This window comes from Marinimicrobium sp. UBA4509 (assembly GCF_002388575.1).
Lineage (GTDB): Bacteria > Pseudomonadota > Gammaproteobacteria > Pseudomonadales > Cellvibrionaceae > Marinimicrobium > Marinimicrobium koreense.
Map to the genome: position 1 here is coordinate 24,080 of NZ_DGMV01000058.1, position 15,989 is coordinate 40,068.

At 59.4% G+C, this 15,989-nt stretch carries 12 protein-coding genes; 8 read left to right on the top strand and 4 right to left on the bottom strand.

Annotated features, from left to right (window positions below; translation table 11 throughout):
* Positions 1-62: 62 nt before the first annotated feature.
* Complete coding sequence (locus B3520_RS11270) at positions 63-2,915, bottom strand: valine--tRNA ligase (RefSeq protein WP_286876080.1); 2,853 nt, start codon at positions 2,913-2,915, stop codon at positions 63-65.
* 99 nt (positions 2,916-3,014) lie between these two features.
* Between B3520_RS11270 and B3520_RS11275 the strand changes: the two genes are divergently transcribed.
* Positions 3,015-4,667 (top strand): acyl-CoA dehydrogenase family protein, encoded by a 1,653-nt coding sequence (locus B3520_RS11275; RefSeq protein WP_286876071.1) that lies wholly within the window; start codon positions 3,015-3,017, stop codon positions 4,665-4,667.
* 109 nt (positions 4,668-4,776) lie between these two features.
* Here B3520_RS11275 and B3520_RS11280 read toward each other — a convergent pair whose 3' ends face one another.
* Positions 4,777-5,763: a glutathione S-transferase family protein gene (locus B3520_RS11280; RefSeq protein WP_123637054.1), complete on the bottom strand. Its 987-nt coding sequence runs from the start codon at positions 5,761-5,763 to the stop codon at positions 4,777-4,779.
* Between the two features lie 251 nt (positions 5,764-6,014).
* On the opposite strand from B3520_RS11280, the gene B3520_RS11285 reads away from it, so the two are divergent.
* The 6 genes from B3520_RS11285 (at position 6,015) to B3520_RS11310 (ending at position 12,770) form a co-directional block, all read left to right on the top strand.
* Positions 6,015-7,145, top strand: coding sequence for an efflux RND transporter periplasmic adaptor subunit (locus B3520_RS11285; protein WP_286805262.1), 1,131 nt, complete (start codon positions 6,015-6,017; stop codon positions 7,143-7,145).
* The gene (locus B3520_RS11290; protein ID WP_123637056.1) at positions 7,142-10,300 is read left to right on the top strand and encodes an efflux RND transporter permease subunit; all 3,159 of its coding nucleotides are present in this window, start codon (positions 7,142-7,144) and stop codon (positions 10,298-10,300) included. The genes B3520_RS11285 and B3520_RS11290 overlap by 4 nt, the downstream gene beginning before the upstream one ends.
* A 223-nt stretch (positions 10,301-10,523) precedes the next feature.
* Entirely contained in the window at positions 10,524-10,847 is a 324-nt protein-coding gene (locus tag B3520_RS11295; RefSeq protein ID WP_123637057.1) for a DUF883 family protein, read from the top strand.
* A 157-nt stretch (positions 10,848-11,004) separates the two neighbouring features.
* Positions 11,005-11,373, top strand: coding sequence for a hypothetical protein (locus tag B3520_RS11300; protein WP_286876073.1), 369 nt, complete (start codon positions 11,005-11,007; stop codon positions 11,371-11,373).
* On the top strand, positions 11,370-11,636 hold the full coding sequence (locus B3520_RS11305; RefSeq protein WP_123637059.1) for a hypothetical protein: 267 nt from the start codon (positions 11,370-11,372) through the stop codon (positions 11,634-11,636). The genes B3520_RS11300 and B3520_RS11305 overlap by 4 nt, the downstream gene beginning before the upstream one ends.
* Before the next feature lie 15 nt (positions 11,637-11,651).
* Positions 11,652-12,770, top strand: a complete 1,119-nt coding sequence (locus B3520_RS11310) for an AI-2E family transporter (RefSeq protein WP_123637060.1) — start codon at positions 11,652-11,654, stop codon at positions 12,768-12,770.
* Here the strand turns inward: B3520_RS11310 and ylqF are convergent.
* Positions 12,743-13,678 carry a ribosome biogenesis GTPase YlqF gene (ylqF, locus tag B3520_RS11315; RefSeq protein ID WP_286805273.1) on the bottom strand — a complete coding sequence of 312 codons (936 nt, stop codon included), beginning with the start codon at positions 13,676-13,678 and terminating at the stop codon, positions 12,743-12,745. The two genes, B3520_RS11310 and ylqF, sit on opposite strands and share 28 nt — an antisense overlap.
* A 395-nt stretch (positions 13,679-14,073) precedes the next feature.
* Between ylqF and B3520_RS11320 the strand changes: the two genes are divergently transcribed.
* Complete coding sequence (locus B3520_RS11320) at positions 14,074-15,468, top strand: family 43 glycosylhydrolase (RefSeq protein WP_286805275.1); 1,395 nt, start codon at positions 14,074-14,076, stop codon at positions 15,466-15,468.
* A gap of 170 nt (positions 15,469-15,638) precedes the next feature.
* Here B3520_RS11320 and B3520_RS11325 read toward each other — a convergent pair.
* A partial coding sequence (locus B3520_RS11325) for a S1 RNA-binding domain-containing protein (protein ID WP_286876076.1) occupies positions 15,639-15,989 on the bottom strand: 351 nt, incomplete at its 5' end.

The window sequence follows — 15,989 nt, forward strand, 5'->3', positions numbered from 1 at the left end:
TCACGGGTATTTACGGCGGATGCGCTTCGCTTATCCGCCCTACGCAAAGTCGAGGAAAATTATCAGAGACTCTCGATTCGACGTACCTGCTCCTGCAACTTACTCAACGCGGATTTCAACCCGTCCAACCGATCGCGCTCTTTATCGACCACCTCTTTAGGCGCTTTGTCGACAAAGCTTGCATTGCCCAATTTGCCTTCGGTTTTCTGGATGTCTTTTTCCAGTTTTACGGTTTCCTTGTTCAACCGCTCCAGTTCCGCATCCTTGTCGATCAGACCGGCCATGGGTACCAGCAGCTCAAGATTACCCGCCAGTGCTGTGGCGGACACCGGGGCCTCGTCCCCCGGGTTCAGCCAGGTGACATCTTCCAGGGCGGCAATTTTGATCAGGTACTGGCGGTTGTCGTTCAGGCGGCGCTGATCCTGATCGGAGCCGTTGTAGAAAAACAGCGGCAGTTTTTTCGCCGGGGAAATGTTCATTTCCCCGCGAATGTTACGCACGCCCAGGATCACTGCTTTCAGCCATTCGATATCGGCTGAGGCCTCGGCATCCACCTTGCGCTCATCGGCCACGGGGTAGGGCGCGAGCATGATGGTCTCGCCCTGGGCACCGGACAGGTCTTTGATCTTCTGCCAGATTTCTTCGGTGATGAATGGCATCAGCGGGTGTGCCAGACGCAGGGTGGTTTCCAGCACGCGGATCAGGGTGCGGCGGGTGCCGCGTTTCTGTTCGGCGGTGGCATTCTCGTCCCACAGGACCGGCTTGGACAGCTCCAGATACCAGTCGCAGTACTCGTTCCAGATGAACTCGTACAGGGCCTGGGCGGCCAGATCGAGGCGGTAGGTGTTCAGTGCCTCGGTGACGGTTTGCTCAGCGTTCTGCAGGCGGGAGATGATCCACCGGTCCGCCAGCGACAGGGCGACGTCACCGCCGTCCTGACCGCAGTCTTCGCCTTCGCACTGCATCAGCACATAGCGGGTGGCGTTCCAGATTTTGTTGCAGAAGTTGCGGTAGCCTTCCACCCGGCCCATATCGAACTTGATGTCACGCCCGGTGGAGGCCAGGGAGCAGAAGGTAAAACGCAGGGCGTCGGTGCCATAGGCGGCAATACCGTCCGGGAATTCCTTGCGGGTCTGCTTTTCAATTTTCTGGGCGTCTTTCGGGCGCATCAGGCCTTTGGTACGCTTGGCCACCAGGCTTTCGAGATCAATGCCGTCGATGATGTCCAGCGGGTCCAGCACGTTGCCTTTGGACTTGGACATTTTCTGACCGTAACTGTCGCGTACCAGACCGTGCACGTAGACGGTTTCGAACGGCACCTGCGGCTTACCGTTTTCATCTTTGATCAGGTGCATGGTCAGCATGATCATGCGCGCCACCCAGAAGAAAATGATGTCGAACCCGGTCACCAGCAGGTCGGTCGGGTGGAATTTCTTCAGGAAGTCGGTCTGTTCCGGCCAGCCGAGCGTGGAAAAGGTCCACAGACCCGAGCTGAACCAGGTATCCAGTACGTCTTCGTCCTGCTCCAGCCTGACGCTCTGGGGCAGGTCGTACTTGCTGCGGATTTCCGCCTCGTTGCGGCCCACATACACCTTGCCGTTCTCGTCGTACCAGGCCGGAATCCGATGGCCCCACCAGAGCTGTCGGCTGATGCACCAGTCCTGAATGTCGCGCATCCAGGAAAAGTACATGTTCTCGTACTGCTTGGGCACAAACTGAATGCGGCCGTCTTCCACCGCCTCAATGGCCGGCTCGGCCAGGGGCTTGGTGCTCACATACCACTGGTCGGTTAGCCAGGGTTCCACCACTACACCGGAGCGGTCGCCGCGGGGCTGCTTCAGAGCATGGTCTTCGATCTTGTCCATCAGGTCGGAGGCCTGCAGGGCTTCGACAATCGCTTCGCGCGCGGCATAGCGATCTTTGCCTGCCAGCTCTGAGGGCAGGCCGGTATCGATGTCGGTGCGAGACTGACCGGCATAGTTGAATACCTGAGCGGTGCCCAGAATGGCCGCATCTTTATCCAGCACATTGATCAGGGGCAGGTCGTGACGTTTGCCCACTTCGTAATCATTGAAGTCGTGGGCTGGAGTGATCTTCACGCAGCCGGTGCCAAAATCCTGATCCACATAGTCATCGGCAATAATCGGAATGCGGCGGCCGACCAGGGGCAGCTCAATGAACTTCCCCACCAGTGAGGCGTAGCGCTGGTCTTCCGGGTGCACGGCCACGGCCGAATCGCCCAGCATGGTTTCCGGGCGGGTGGTGGCCACCACCAGGTGGTCTTTGCCATCGGCCGTCTTTTCGCCGTCGGCGAGCGGGTAGCGCATGTGCCAGAAAAAGCCTTTCTCATCGTGGTTTTCCACTTCGAGATCGGAAATGGCGGTGTGCAGTTTCGGGTCCCAGTTCACCAGGCGCTTGCCGCGGTAAATCAGGCCATCTTCGTACAGGCGCACAAACGCTTCCTGAACGGCTTTGGACAGGCCCTCATCCATGGTGAAGCGCTCGCGGCTCCAATCCAGAGAGGAGCCCAGACGGCGCAGCTGGCGGGTGATGTTGCCGCCAGACTCGGCCTTCCACTCCCAGACTTTCTCCAGGAATTTTTCCCGGCCCAGATCGTGCCGGTCCTGACCTTCGGCAGCCAGTTGCCGCTCCACCACCATCTGGGTGGCGATGCCGGCGTGGTCGGTGCCCATCTGCCACAGGGTGTCGTCGCCCTTCATTCGGTGATAGCGGATCATCGCGTCCATCACCGCGTTGTTGAAGCCATGACCCATGTGCAGGCTGCCGGTTACGTTCGGCGGCGGAATCATGATGCAGTAGGGGTCATCTCCGCCCTGGGGCTTGAAGTAACCTCGATCTTCCCAGGTCTGATACCACTCGCGCTCGATGGCGTGGGGGTTGTACGTTTTTTCCAAAGACATGCGGTAACCTGTACTAAGCTTCGTGTATGACGGGCTGGCGTGAAACCCGCGATTATACAGCTTCCAGACCCACCGGCCTACCGGGAGGTGACCATGAGCGAGCCCCACTCGCGCGATTCCCAGACAGAGACCCACGAAGTGTTCAACGTGCCGCCGCCGTTGGAAGGCTATGACGCCTACCGGGAGGATGTGGCGCTGCAGGAATTGATCAAAACCGGTGGGGCGGGGTGGGCCGAAGCCGCGCTGCATGAGCAGGGGCGGGCGCTGGGTGATCCGGGGTGGATTCAATGTGGTTTTGACGCCAATGCCCATCCGCCGGAACTGCGCACCCACGATCGCTGGGGCCATCGGTTCGACTGGGTGGACTATCACCCGAGCTATCACCGGTTGATGGGCAAGGCCATTGCCGAGGGCCTGCACGCGAGTCCCTGGCAGAACCCCCAGCCCGGCGCCCATGCCGCCCGGGCCGCCAGCGTCTATCTGCAGACGCAATTGGAGCAGGGTCACGGTTGCCCGATCACCATGACCTTTGCGGGTATTCCGGTGCTGAAAGCCCAGGAGGGCCTGCCGGCGACCTGGGTGCCCAAGTTGTTGTCCGGGGAGTACGACGGCAGCAATCGGCATTTCAGCGAGAAAGCCGGGCTGACCCTGGGCATGGCCATGACCGAAAAACAGGGTGGCTCGGATGTGCGCGCCAATACCACCCGGGCGCGGGCCCAGGGTGATCATTATCGGTTGACCGGCCACAAGTTTTTCATGTCTGCTCCCAACTCCGATGGTTTTCTGACGCTGGCGCAGACCGATGCGGGCCTGTCCTGTTTTCTGGTGCCCCGCTGGCGCTCCGAGGGCGGCAAGAATGCGCTGCTATTGCAGCGGCTGAAAGACAAGGCCGGCAATGTCTCCAATGCCTCCAGTGAGGTGGAGCTGCGCGGGGCCGAGGGTTGGCTGTTGGGTCAGGAAGGGCGGGGCGTGGCGACCATCATCGAGATGGTGGCCCTGACGCGATTTGATTGCACCGTCGCCTCGGCCGCCGCCCTGCGCCAGGCGGTGGTGCAGGCGATTCACCACTGTGTGCATCGCCGGGCGTTTGGCCGGGCGCTGGTGCAGCAACCGCTGATGCAGAATGTTTTGGCGGACCTGGTGATTGAAAGCGATGCCGCCGTGACCTTGGCAATGCGTTTGGCTCAGGCCCTCGACCATCGGCGGGACCTGCAGGAGCAGGCGTTTCTGCGCCTAGCGACGGCGCTGGGGAAGTACTCGGTGTGCAAACGGGTGGCCGGGCACAACGCCGAGGCCATGGAATGTCTGGGTGGCAGCGGGGTAATGAACGAATTCATGACAGCGCGCCTGTACCGGGAGGCGCCGATCAATGCCATCTGGGAGGGTAGCGGCAATGTGCAGTGTCTGGATATTCTGCGGGCATTGGACAAGCAGCCGGAAACCCGAGAGGCGCTGTTCAGCGAGTTTCAGCGCAGCCGGGGCGTGGATGCCCGGCTGGACCGCTATGTGGTCGACCTGGAGGCGGCGCTCAAGGCGCCGGAGGCGCGGGAGTATCGGGCGCGGAGTCTGGCCGAGGCGATGGCGGTGGCCTTGCAGGCATCATTGTTGCTCCGCCACGGCGATCGGCGCGTGGCGGAGGCCTTCATCGCCAGCCGGATTGAGCAGCCGCACGGGTTGTACGGTAATTTGCCCAAAGGTGTGCCGGTGAAGGAGATTATTGCGCGGGCCTTACCGATGTATGGGTAACGGCGGATGCGCCTTCGGCTTATCCGCCCTACGGATAGTGCGGCAAATGGCATAGGGCGGATAAGCGAAGCGCATCCGCCGTTACCCAACGTGAATCAACAACGAACTGTTACACCTCACCCCGATCATGCGGCGCATCCAACCCCAACTCCGGCCCCACCGGCACGATCCGGGTCGGGTTGATGGTGTCGTGGCTGTAATAATAATGGTGCTTGATATGGTCCAGATGCACCGTCTCTTTCACCCCGGGTACCTGGTACAACTGACGCAGGTAATTCGACAGATTCGGGAAGTCCGCAATCCGGTTCCGGTTGCATTTGAAATGACCCACATACACGGCATCGAATCGTACCAGGGTGGTGAACAGCCGCCAGTCCGCCTCGGTCAGAGTGTCCCCGGCCAGAAACTTCTGCTGTCCCAGTAACGCTTCCACATCATCCAACGCGGCGAACAGTGCCTGAAAGGCTTTCTCATACTTGTCTTGCCGGGTGGCAAAACCGGAGCGGTACACCCCGTTGTTGATGTTGTGATACACCTTCTCGTTAATCGCATCGATCTCCGAACGCATTGCTTCCGGATAAAAATCCCGGGGTGCTTTGGCCAGATCCCAGAAACCGCTGGAGAGCATGCGGATGATTTCGGCGGACTCGTTGTTGACGATGGTTTCGCGCTGCTTGTCCCAGAGTACCGGTACGGTCACCCGGCCGGAGTAATCCGGTTGTGCTTTGGTGTACACCTGATGCATACAATCAAAACCGTATAAGGGCTCCGGGCCCTCAGTGCTGAAGGTTTTATCGGCCCGGAACTCCCAGCCGTTTTCCAGCATGTGCGGATGCACCACCGAGACGCTGATGACGTCCTCCAGCCCGAGCAGGGCGCGGAAAATCAGGGTGCGATGGGCCCAGGGGCAGGCGTAGGACACGTACAAGTGATAGCGCCCCGCCTCGGCTTTGAAGCCGCCCTCACCGCTGGGGCCGGCGCTGCCGTCCCGGGTCACCCAGTGGCGGAACTGGGCGTCTTCCCGAATGAATTCCCCACCGGTTTTTTCGGTGTCGTACCACTGATCATGCCACTTGCCTTTGACTAGCAGGCCCATGGTTGTGCTCCCCAAGTTGGTGTCTATTGATTCAAGGCTAACGGCCTTTACGAAAGATATCCACGGGAGTGTTAAGTGAGATAACCAATCTTTACATTTACTGTTCGGCCCGCAACCCCCGTTATCTCGTCATTTGTATGATTTTAGCGTAGGCTGTAATGCTTACGAATGATCGTTTGTGATAACAAAGCAGTATCCCTGACCTCCAGGGAATCCCCGACCTTAATTGACCTGAAAACCATCAGACGCTTATGAAAATTTCGATGTTTTGCTCTCGTGCCAGTCGCGCCCTATTGGGTGTTCTGGCGGTCTCCGTGACCGTTGCCTGTTCCGACTCCGGTGAAGAGCCGGGAGGCTCCGGTGGCGGGCCGGGGGAGCGTAAGCCCCAGCCGGTGTTGACGGCGGCAGCAGAGTACGCCTACGAGACCACATCGCTGGAGGCGGTGGGAACATCCCGCGCGCTCAAGTCGGTCACGATAGAATCGGCGGTGTCTGGTGAAGTGGTGGAGGTCAATTTTTCGGCGGGGGATAAAGTAGAGCAAGGGCAGGTGCTGCTCCGCCTGGACGATCGGGACGAACGCCTGGCGGTGCAGGCAGCCGAGTTGGAATTGGCCGATGCCGAGCGTCAGCTCGATCGCTATCAGCGCTCGGTACAGAGCGGCGGCGTGACCCAGTCCGACCTGGATGATGCCCGCAGCGCCGTTGAACGCGCCCGGATTGCGCTGGAGCGTGCCCGGGTCGATTTAAATTACCACACCATCCGAGCGCCATTCAGCGGTTACGTCGGGCTCACCGACCTTGACCCCGGTGCCTGGATTGATCCCGATACCGCTATTACAACCCTGGATGATCGCAGCACCTTGTTGGTCCGGTTTGAATTGCCCGAATTGCTGTTGGGTAAGCTTCAGCGTGGTGAGGACATTGAAGTGACCACTTGGAGTAATAGTTTCGCCCAGGCGACCGGCACGATTGTTGATGTGTCGTCCAGGGTGGATGAAGTCCGCCGGACGTTCACGTTGCGCGCCCATGTCGATAATGCCAATGACGTGCTGTTGCCGGGGATGAGCTTCCGGATCAACCTGAGTCTTCAGGGCAACCGCTACCTGTCAGTACCTGAAGTGTCCGTTCAGTGGGGCGGAGAGGGCGCCTATGTATGGACCATCGAGGATGGCAAGGCGCAGCGGGTCGCGGTCAATCTGATCGAACGGAATCAACGCGGCGTGTTGGTTGAAACTGACCTGCAAGAGGGCGCCCCGATCATTACCGAAGGTGTGCATATCGTTCGTTCGGGCATGGACGTTCGCCCCTTGAACGCCGAACTGGGCGAGAATGACGGCGCCTATCGGGACTCTGGAGAATCAGAGGAAGGAGAAGAGTCGTGAGCGATGAAAAAAACCGGGCTGACATTCAGGAAGTCAATGACCTCCCCAGTCTGAGTATTCGCCGCCCGATTCTGGTACTGGTCATCAACCTGCTGATTGCCCTTGCCGGCGCGGCCGCCATTCTTGCCGTGGAAGTGCGTGAGCTTCCGAATATCGACTACCCCTATGTCAGTGTCAACGGCAATTATCCGGGTGCCTCGCCAGAAACCATGGACGCGGAAGTCACCTCTGTCGTGGAGGGGGCTGTGGCACGCGTGACCGGTTTGCGCTCCGTCCGCTCGGACAGTGAAGAGGGCAACTTCCGGATGTCGCTCGAGTTCAATGCGGGCGTGGATCTGAATGATGTGGCCTCTGAAGTCCGCGAAGCGGTCAGCCGTGTGCAACGTGAACTGCCGGAAGATGTGGAACAACTGACGGTGGTCAAGGCCGACCCCGATGCCCAGTCAATCATCAATATCGCCGCCATCAGTGATTCACTGAGCGAGACTGAACTGACCCAGCGAATTGAGCGGGACATCATTCCCGAATTGATCTCGGTCACCGGAGTGGCCGATGTTCAGGTGTTCGGGGGGCGCAATCGTATCGTCCGGGTGGTGATGGACCCAATGAAGCTGGCCAGTTTCGGATTGGGCGTGACCGATGTGGCCAATGCCTTGCGCAACGCACCCTACGATGTGCCCAGCGGTAGCTATCGCTCCAGCGATCAGGAATTGCTGGTCAGGGCCGATGCGACGGCGACCACGGAAGAAGATATTCGAAGTATTATCGTCGAGGGCAACACTCGGGTCGGGGATATCGCCCGGGTGTTTTATACCCCGCGTGATGCCGATTCACTGGTGCGGTTCAACGGCCAGCCTGTTGTGGGTATGGGTGTGATTCGACAGGCCCAGTCGAACACGCTGGAAATTTCCAATGGCATTCGCGAGATCCTCGGACCACTGGACGAGCGTCTGACCGACGTTGAGCTGACCATCACCGAAGATAATGCCACGTTCATTCGCGGCTCGGTGAAAGAGGTCATTACCAGCCTATTGCTGACGGTGGCGATTGTGATCGGCACCATCTGGTTGTTCATTGGCTCCTTCCGGGTCACCCTGGTGCCGAGCCTGGCCATTCCGATTGCACTGATCGGTACTGTGGCCGCCATCTGGGCGCTGGGTTTCTCCATCAATATTCTGACGCTGCTGGCTCTGGTATTGGCCACCGGGCTGGTTGTGGATGATGCCATTGTGGTACTGGAAAATATTCAGCGCCGTCGTGGGCAGGGCCTGGGTGCGCGGGCCGCCGCCGTGCTCGGGACCCGCCAGGTGTTCTTCGCCGTCGTCGCGACCACGGCCGTTCTGGTGTCGGTATTTGTACCGATTGCCATTTTGCCCAGCACCGCGGGGCGGCTGTTTCGGGAGTTTGGTTTTGTTCTGTCCATCGCCGTTGCGATTTCCTCCTTCGTCGCCCTGTCACTGGTTCCCGCGGCAGCAGCGCGGATATCTCCGGAGCGAGAGGGTCAGCCCCACCCGTTTCGAAACAAGCTTACCGGGTTTGGCAACCGGATGGTGGGCGTCTATAGCTGGATGGTCGATCATGCGTTGCGTTACGCCTGGACCACTTTCGGTATTGCTTTGCTGATTGTCGCGTTGGCCGGTTATGCCTACACACAGGTACCCAAAGAGCTGGTGCCCAGCGAAGACCGGGGTGTGATCTACATTGGTATCAATGGACCTGAAGGCGTAGGTCTGGATTACATTGAACGCCAGGCAGGGCAGGTCAGCGAAATTGTTCAGCCGATTGTGGCATCCGGAGAAGCCCGGTTGGCCTTTTCCATTCTCGGTTGGCGTGACCCGAATCGCGCCCTGTTTGTTCTGCCCCTGGCGGACTGGAGCGAGCGCAGCCGGAATCAGCAGGCCATTGCCGCTGAGATTGAGCCCAAGCTGAAAGAGCTGCCCGGTGTGACCAGCTGGGTTGGCGCCGGTAACAGTCTGAACATTCGCGGTGGCGGTGGTCAGGGGTCAACCATCGAGTTGGCCCTGACGGGACCGGACTACGATGAGATTTACCAGGCGGCGCAGAGCTTCATCAAGGAAGTGGAAACCCGTTACGACCATATTTCTGATCCCGACCTTGACTACGATCCCAACAAGCCGCAGCTATCCATCAATGTCGATCGACGCCGCGCCTCCGAGTTGGGTGTCGAGCTGGCCGATATTTCCGCTACTTTGCGGGCAATGGTTGATGGTTATGATCTGGTCGATCTGAGCGTTGGCGACGAAGCCATCCCCATTATTCTGGAGTCCGCTACCGGTCAGATTCGCAGTCCCGATGACCTGCTGAATCTGTACATCAGTTCAAGTACCGGCGAGTTGCTGCCTCTGTCCAGCGTCGTGACCCTGACCGAGGAAAATATCGCTGCGGAACTGGAGCGCAATGCGCAGCGGCGGTCGATTGAAATTGAGTTTCAACTGGACTCGGAGTATCCCCTTCAGACCGCGGTGGACGATGTGCGGGCCGTTGCGGCCGATACATTGCCGCGGGGCATCGGGTTGATTTTTCAGGGTGAGGCTCAAACTCTCGATGAAACTTCGCGAGAGGTGGCGCTGACCTACATCATTGCACTGGTGGTGGTGTTCCTGGTGTTATGCGCCCAGTTTGAAAGTTTTACCAGTGCTCTGATTGTCATGGTCACGGTGCCGTTTGGCATTGCAGCGGCGATTCTGGCCATTTTGATTACCGGCACCAGCATCAATATCTATTCCCAGATCGGGCTGGTGATGTTGATCGGTCTGATGGCCAAAAACGGCATTCTGCTGGTCGAATTTGCCGATCAGCTACGGGATCTGGGGCACGATGTGTACAGCGCCGTGCGCACTGCTGCTCTGGTACGTCTGCGCCCCATCGCCATGACCCTGATGTCGACCGTACTCGGCGGCCTGCCGCTGATCCTCAGTTCCGGTCCCGGGGCGGAATCCCGCTGGGCCATCGGCTGGGTCATTTTTGGCGGGCTGGGCTTGGCCGCGCTGTTCACCCTGTTCCTTACGCCGGTGGTGTATCTCGGCCTGGCGCGCTTTGCCAAACCCCGTGCCGCCGAGGGTGAGCGCCTGCACGGTGAGCTGGCCGATGCCGAAGCGATTCCCGATAGTGACGCCGAATGGCGTGCCTCCTGAGGAACCTCCAGAGGACTTGGGTGCCGAATGGACGTGCCCCGGTCCTCTTGACCGGTTTTGAATAGGGGTGCTCACACCCGGGCCCCAAAAAGGTGTTAAGCTAGTGAATGGAGCCCTGTGGTGCTGCGTGAGGTCCTCATGTTATGAGTGCCTCAAGTAAAGTGCCGCAACGGTCACATTACTTGCTGCCACTACTCTGGCATGACGCCAAAAGGAGGCTGAAATGGCAACATCATCCAAAAGTACCGCTGAAAAAAGTACCACAGAAAATGGCGCCGAAACGGGCGCTCCCTTCACCGAAAAAACCGTTGCAGCGGCACACGAAGCGATCGATCGTTTATCCGAGCGTGTGGCCAAAACGGAAGAGCGCTTGCGCGGTGCCGCCAATCAGGGCCAGCAGAGCTGGACCGAGAAGCAGGAAGAGGTGCGGGCACAGGTGGAAGGGTCGGTTTCCAGTGCACGGGACTACGCCCGGGAAAATCCGTTGATGACGGCAGGTATCGCTTTTGCAGCGGGCCTGATTGTTGCCAATCTGCTTCGCCGCTAGTTCGGGGCACTGAATGCGCGAAGGCGAGCAGACAAGATCCCGGGACCATGGCGGAGCAGGACTCCATGCAGACGGCGAAGAGGGTAGCGCAGAGTCGGTAAACGATGCGGCGAGTGAGTCACCTCCGGAGTCGTCTCTCCTGGACCTGGCGACCGCCATGGTCATTCTGATTCGTCAGACCTGGATCGACCGCTGGGCGTTGTTCAAAGCTGAGGCTCGCCTGGCGGCCAGAAGCCTGGCGCTGATTCTGCTGGTGAGCATTCTGTTGGCCATGACTCTGATGCTGGTCTGGGTGCTGTTGCTGGCGGTGGTCAGCTACCTGGCCTGGCAGGCTGGCGTACACTGGGGCTGGATTGCCGCCGGGTTGGTGCTCGCCCAGTGCGTCATGGTCGTGTATCTGCGCGGGCAGCTCCGTCGCTTGTTGCGCTGGTTGCGTTTTCCGGAAACTCGACGCGCCTTTGCGCGAGTGGCCAGTGATGACGAAACCCCGGAAACGCCCACAAAGGAAACGGAAGCCGCGTCATGATTACCGCATTACTCCTCAAGCGCCAGAGCCGGGAAGTGGCTCGTTTGTCCTCCGCCATTCACCATGAGCGTCGGGTGCTCAATGCACTTCGTCACGAGGCGCGTGCGGGGCTGGAAACGCATCTGCAAGGGGGCTGGGCAGTGGCGGGTTGTTTTTCGGCCGGCTTCCTGACCGGGCGTTTTGGCGGCCGGATGGCCAGGGCGGTACGCACGCTTCCGGTGATGCGACTGGCCCGCCAATTGTGGGCCCACCTGCTGGTGTAAGGATTCATCCACCTCATGTTCAAACCCTTTTCCTCGCACTTTGGTCTGCCCCATTTCCAACTGATTGCCTTACTGGTGCTGGCGACGATCGCCCTGGTGGCGGCGCTGCATGTCGCTTCTCCGATTCTGATCCCGATCACCATGGCGTGGTTACTGAGCGCGCTGCTCGCGCCGGTCATTCGCTATGGCCAGCGCTACGGCATTCCTCCCACGCTCTCGGCTCTGGTGTTGATGGGGCTGTTGGTTTACGGTGTGGTACTGATCTTCCTGTTATTGATTGAACCCGCCGAGCAGTGGTTGCAGAATATTCCCGACGTGGTACGCGGGTTTCGCGAAAAGCTCTCGGAGTTCAGCGGTCCGCTGTCAAACCTTCAGGCGGTGACCGAGGAAGTGCGTCAGCTTTACATCCTCGGGGATGGCGACAAGATGACCCCGGTTGAGGTCAAGGTCGAACGGGAAAGTACCCTGGGTTCTTTTGTCCTGGCCAACCTGCCGACGCTGTTGGCCGGGCTGACCATCGTGGTTTTTCTGACTTACTTTCTGCTCGCTGCGGGTGACCGCTTTCTGCGCAAGGCGACACAATTGGGAGCTAATCTCGGTTCGCGTCGCCGCATCGTGCGCATTGCGTACCGCATTCGCCAGGACATTTCACGCTATCTGGCGACCATTACGGTGATCAATATTACGCTGGGTGCCTGTGTGGCGCTGGCAATGAAGCTGCTCGGCGTGGAGAACGCTCTGCTGTGGGGCATCATGGCCACCTGTTTCAATTTCGCGCCGTACGTTGGCGCGGTCGTGATGGCCGGGATTCTCACGCTGGTCGGACTCGCCACCTTCCCGAGCATTCCCCAGGCCTTGCTGGTGCCGGGGGTGTACATGGCACTGTCGGTTACCGAGGGGCACATGATTACGCCGATGGTGATCGGGCGGCGGTTGGCCGTTACACCCACCGCAGTGTTTATCTCGGTAGTGGCCTGGGGCTGGTTATGGGGTGTGGCGGGAGCGCTAATGGCGGTTCCCTTGCTGGCGAGCTTCAAGATCGTCTGTGAAAATGTGCCGCAGTTGATGCCGATTTCACGACTGCTCGATAACAGCTCACCCAAGCGTCAACGCCGGTTTTTGCGCGCCCGCTGACGGCGCAGCTTGGCTTTTTCTTCCTTTTCGATTTTGGCCCGTTCGTCGGCCTCCCGGGCTTCGGCCTCTTCGCGTTCGGTCATCTCCGGCGTTTCCAGCGTAATGGGGCCGAGAACCCCGTCCCGCAGTTCACTGATCAGCAGCGCGGAGACTTTCTCCAGGTCCACCTGGCCGCCCTTGCGCACCGTACCCCGAGCCCGGCCGATGCTTTCCAGCAGCTCCAGGTCGTCTTCGGGAAGCTCCGTGAGCCGGTAGCGGGCCTTGAGCGCCTCGGGGTATTGCTGGCCCAGATAGGCCACGGTAAACAGTGCCACTTCCGGGTAGTCGAAGATCTTCTCCTTGATCGCCCCCGTGGCGGCCAGTCGGTATCCGCAACTGGGCGGATTCAGTTTGGGCCACAGAAACCCCGGGGTGTCGGTCAGCACCACCCGGTTGTCCAGTTTGATTCGTTGCTGGGATTTGGTGACCCCGGCTTCGTTGCCGGTTTTGGCAATCTTGCGCCCGGCGAGGATATTGATCAGGGTGGATTTGCCCACGTTCGGAATCCCCATGATCATCGCCTGGGTGTTGCGTGCGCTCAGGTTCCGGTCCGCCAGAATGTCCTGAATCTGCACCAGCAGTCGACGAATGCTCTCGGGCTTGCGGTGCGTGACGGGTAGGGCGGTCACGCCCTGTTCCTGCTCCAGGTGGGCCACCCAGCGCTCGGTCATGGCCGGGTCCGCCAGGTCGGCCTTATTGAGCAGTTTGATGCACGGCTTGTCGCCGCGCAGCGCGGGAATCATCGGATTCTTGCTGGAGTAGGGGATACGGGCATCGAGCACCTCAATGACCACATCCATATGGGCCATTACCTCCGCAATCTCCTTGCGGGCCTTATGCATATGTCCGGGAAACCAGTTAATCGCCATTCAATTCTCTACCAGGCTGCGTATTCATCGGCGGGGGAGGGCGATTGTGCCCGCAATCCAACCCAACCACAACCAGCTATCCAGTCATCGAATGCCCGCGTAGGGCGGATAAGCGCGCAGCGCGCATCCGCCGTAACCCAACGAGCCAACCATCGAATGCCAGATCAGATTGCGTAGGAGCCGAGCGCAGCGGTATAACCCCGCATCCGCCGTAACCTAAACTCGTTTCCAGTTGTGCCACCCAAAATTATCGAAATAACAGATACCTCATCTATTCAAAAATTGTATTACAAATCCTTGTCCGCCCCGGCCCAACCTTGATAACCTAAATTTCGAACGATGATAGGATAATAATACGAATGGACCCACTAACCATAAGCATAAATAGGTGACCCATGAGAACAACGATACTCCGTTTACTACCGACCCTGCGCCGCCTCGGCCTGGTTGCCCTGCTGTTGGGAGCTACTCCCGCCCTGGCACTGGACCTGACCGGCATTACCAACTCCCATGACCCCTCTACACTGGTGCGTGATGGGGATACCTACTTCCATTTCACCACCGGCAACGGCGTCTGGTACTCCCGGTCCACCGATCTGGTCCACTGGGATAACCCCGGCGATATTTTCGGCAGCTCCTGGCCGGCCTGGATCAACGACGCGGTGCCCGGCTTTGAAGGCCACTTCTGGGCGCCGGATGCCATCCAGATGGGCGACTATTACTACGTCTACTACTCCGTCTCCACCTTCGGCAGCTCCCGTTCCGCCATCGGCGTGGTGCGCACCCCGTCGTTGAAGAACCCCAACTGGCAGGACCTGGGTGTGGTGGTGCAGTCCTATGGCGGATCGGAAGAGATTAATGCGATTGATGCGGCCCTGTTCCGCGATCACGACGGCAAGGTGTATATGTCCTACGGCTCCTGGTTCGGCGGCCTGGGTGTAGCGGAAATCAATCAGAATACCGGTAAGCTCGCCAGCGCCGTCACCAAGATTTATGGCGGCGGCCACCAGTCCATTGAAGCGCCGTACATTACCCGCAACGGCGATTACTACTACCTGTTCTTCACCCGTGGTCTCTGCTGTCGGGGCGCGGACAGTACCTATGAAGTGCAGGTGGCCCGCTCCACCAGCGTGTTTGGCCCCTATACCGGCGAGCGAAACCTGTTGCCCAACGAAGACGGCAAGCGCAAAGGCCCCGGCCATATCGGCGTGCTCAAGCAGGACGGTTGTAACTACGTCACCACTCATTACTACGATCTGAATGACGGCGGCAATGCCAAGCTGGATATTCAGCGCATGACCTTCTCCGGCGGCTGGCCCTCAATGACCCACAACTTCAGTTCCATCACCAGTTGTGGTGGGGTGAGCGAGGGGCTTTATCAGTTCGAGTCCCAGCTCAGTGGCAAGCTGTTGGAGATTGCCAATGCCGATACCGCCAACGGTGGCAACGTCGTGCAGTACGAGGATAATGGTGGCCTGCACCAGAAATGGTATGTGGTGGACCACGGCACCGGTGAATACAGCCTGATCAACGGCCTCAGCCTGAAGGGCATGGATGTGTGGGAAGGCAGTACCTCAGCGGGTGCCAATATCGCCCAGTGGGACTACTGGGGCAGCGCCGGCCAGCGTTGGCAGATCAACCCGGCGGGTAACTACGTGGAAGTTGAATCGGTACTGAGCGGCATGGTGCTGGATGTGGAAGGAAAAAGCACTGCCAACGGCGCCAACATCCTGCAGTGGAACAGCACCGGCGGCACCAACCAACGCTGGACCATGATCCGTCAGTATTAATCACTAACCTTGTTACGGCGGATGCGCCTTCGGCTTATCCGCCCTACGGCCGGGCGCAGCGGTATAGACACGCGTAGGGCGGATAAGGGCGCAGCCCGCATCCGCCGTAACCACCGGTGGCCGTCCCCAACCAAACGGCACACAACGCGCGCCGTTTGGTTGAACCGCCCTTACTTCTTCTTCAACGCTTCCTGCAACAAGGCACCCATACTGCCCATGCCGGCACCCTGGCCACCACGGTTGCCCTGACGGTTCTGGCCACCGTTTGATTTCGGCGCGCGGCGCGGGCCGCCTTTGGGGCCGTCGGTTTTCTCACCCGGCTCATCGTCAAGGCGCATGGACAGGCCGATGCGTTTGCGCGGCACATCCACTTCCATCACTTTGACTTTCACCACATCGCCAGCCTTGACCACTTCGCGGGGATCTTTCACAAAGGTGTTGGACAGGGCGGAGATGTGCACCAGGCCATCCTGGTGAACGCCGATATCGATAAAGGCACCGAAGTTGGTGACGTTGGTCAC

What these genes read in the sequence shown, in the direction of transcription:
- B3520_RS11285 (WP_286805262.1), top strand. Translation starts at nt 6,015, where the DNA reads ATGAAAATTTCGATGTTTTGCTCTCGTGCCAGTCGCGCCCTATTGGGT.
- B3520_RS11310 (WP_123637060.1), top strand. Translation starts at nt 11,652, where the DNA reads ATGTTCAAACCCTTTTCCTCGCACTTTGGTCTGCCCCATTTCCAACTG.
- B3520_RS11295 (WP_123637057.1), top strand. Translation starts at nt 10,524, where the DNA reads ATGGCAACATCATCCAAAAGTACCGCTGAAAAAAGTACCACAGAAAAT.
- B3520_RS11300 (WP_286876073.1), top strand. Translation starts at nt 11,005, where the DNA reads ATGGTCATTCTGATTCGTCAGACCTGGATCGACCGCTGGGCGTTGTTC.
- B3520_RS11305 (WP_123637059.1), top strand. Translation starts at nt 11,370, where the DNA reads ATGATTACCGCATTACTCCTCAAGCGCCAGAGCCGGGAAGTGGCTCGT.
- ylqF (WP_286805273.1), bottom strand. Translation starts at nt 13,678, where the DNA reads ATGGCGATTAACTGGTTTCCCGGACATATGCATAAGGCCCGCAAGGAG.
- B3520_RS11275 (WP_286876071.1), top strand. Translation starts at nt 3,015, where the DNA reads ATGAGCGAGCCCCACTCGCGCGATTCCCAGACAGAGACCCACGAAGTG.
- B3520_RS11320 (WP_286805275.1), top strand. Translation starts at nt 14,074, where the DNA reads ATGAGAACAACGATACTCCGTTTACTACCGACCCTGCGCCGCCTCGGC.
- B3520_RS11280 (WP_123637054.1), bottom strand. Translation starts at nt 5,763, where the DNA reads ATGGGCCTGCTAGTCAAAGGCAAGTGGCATGATCAGTGGTACGACACC.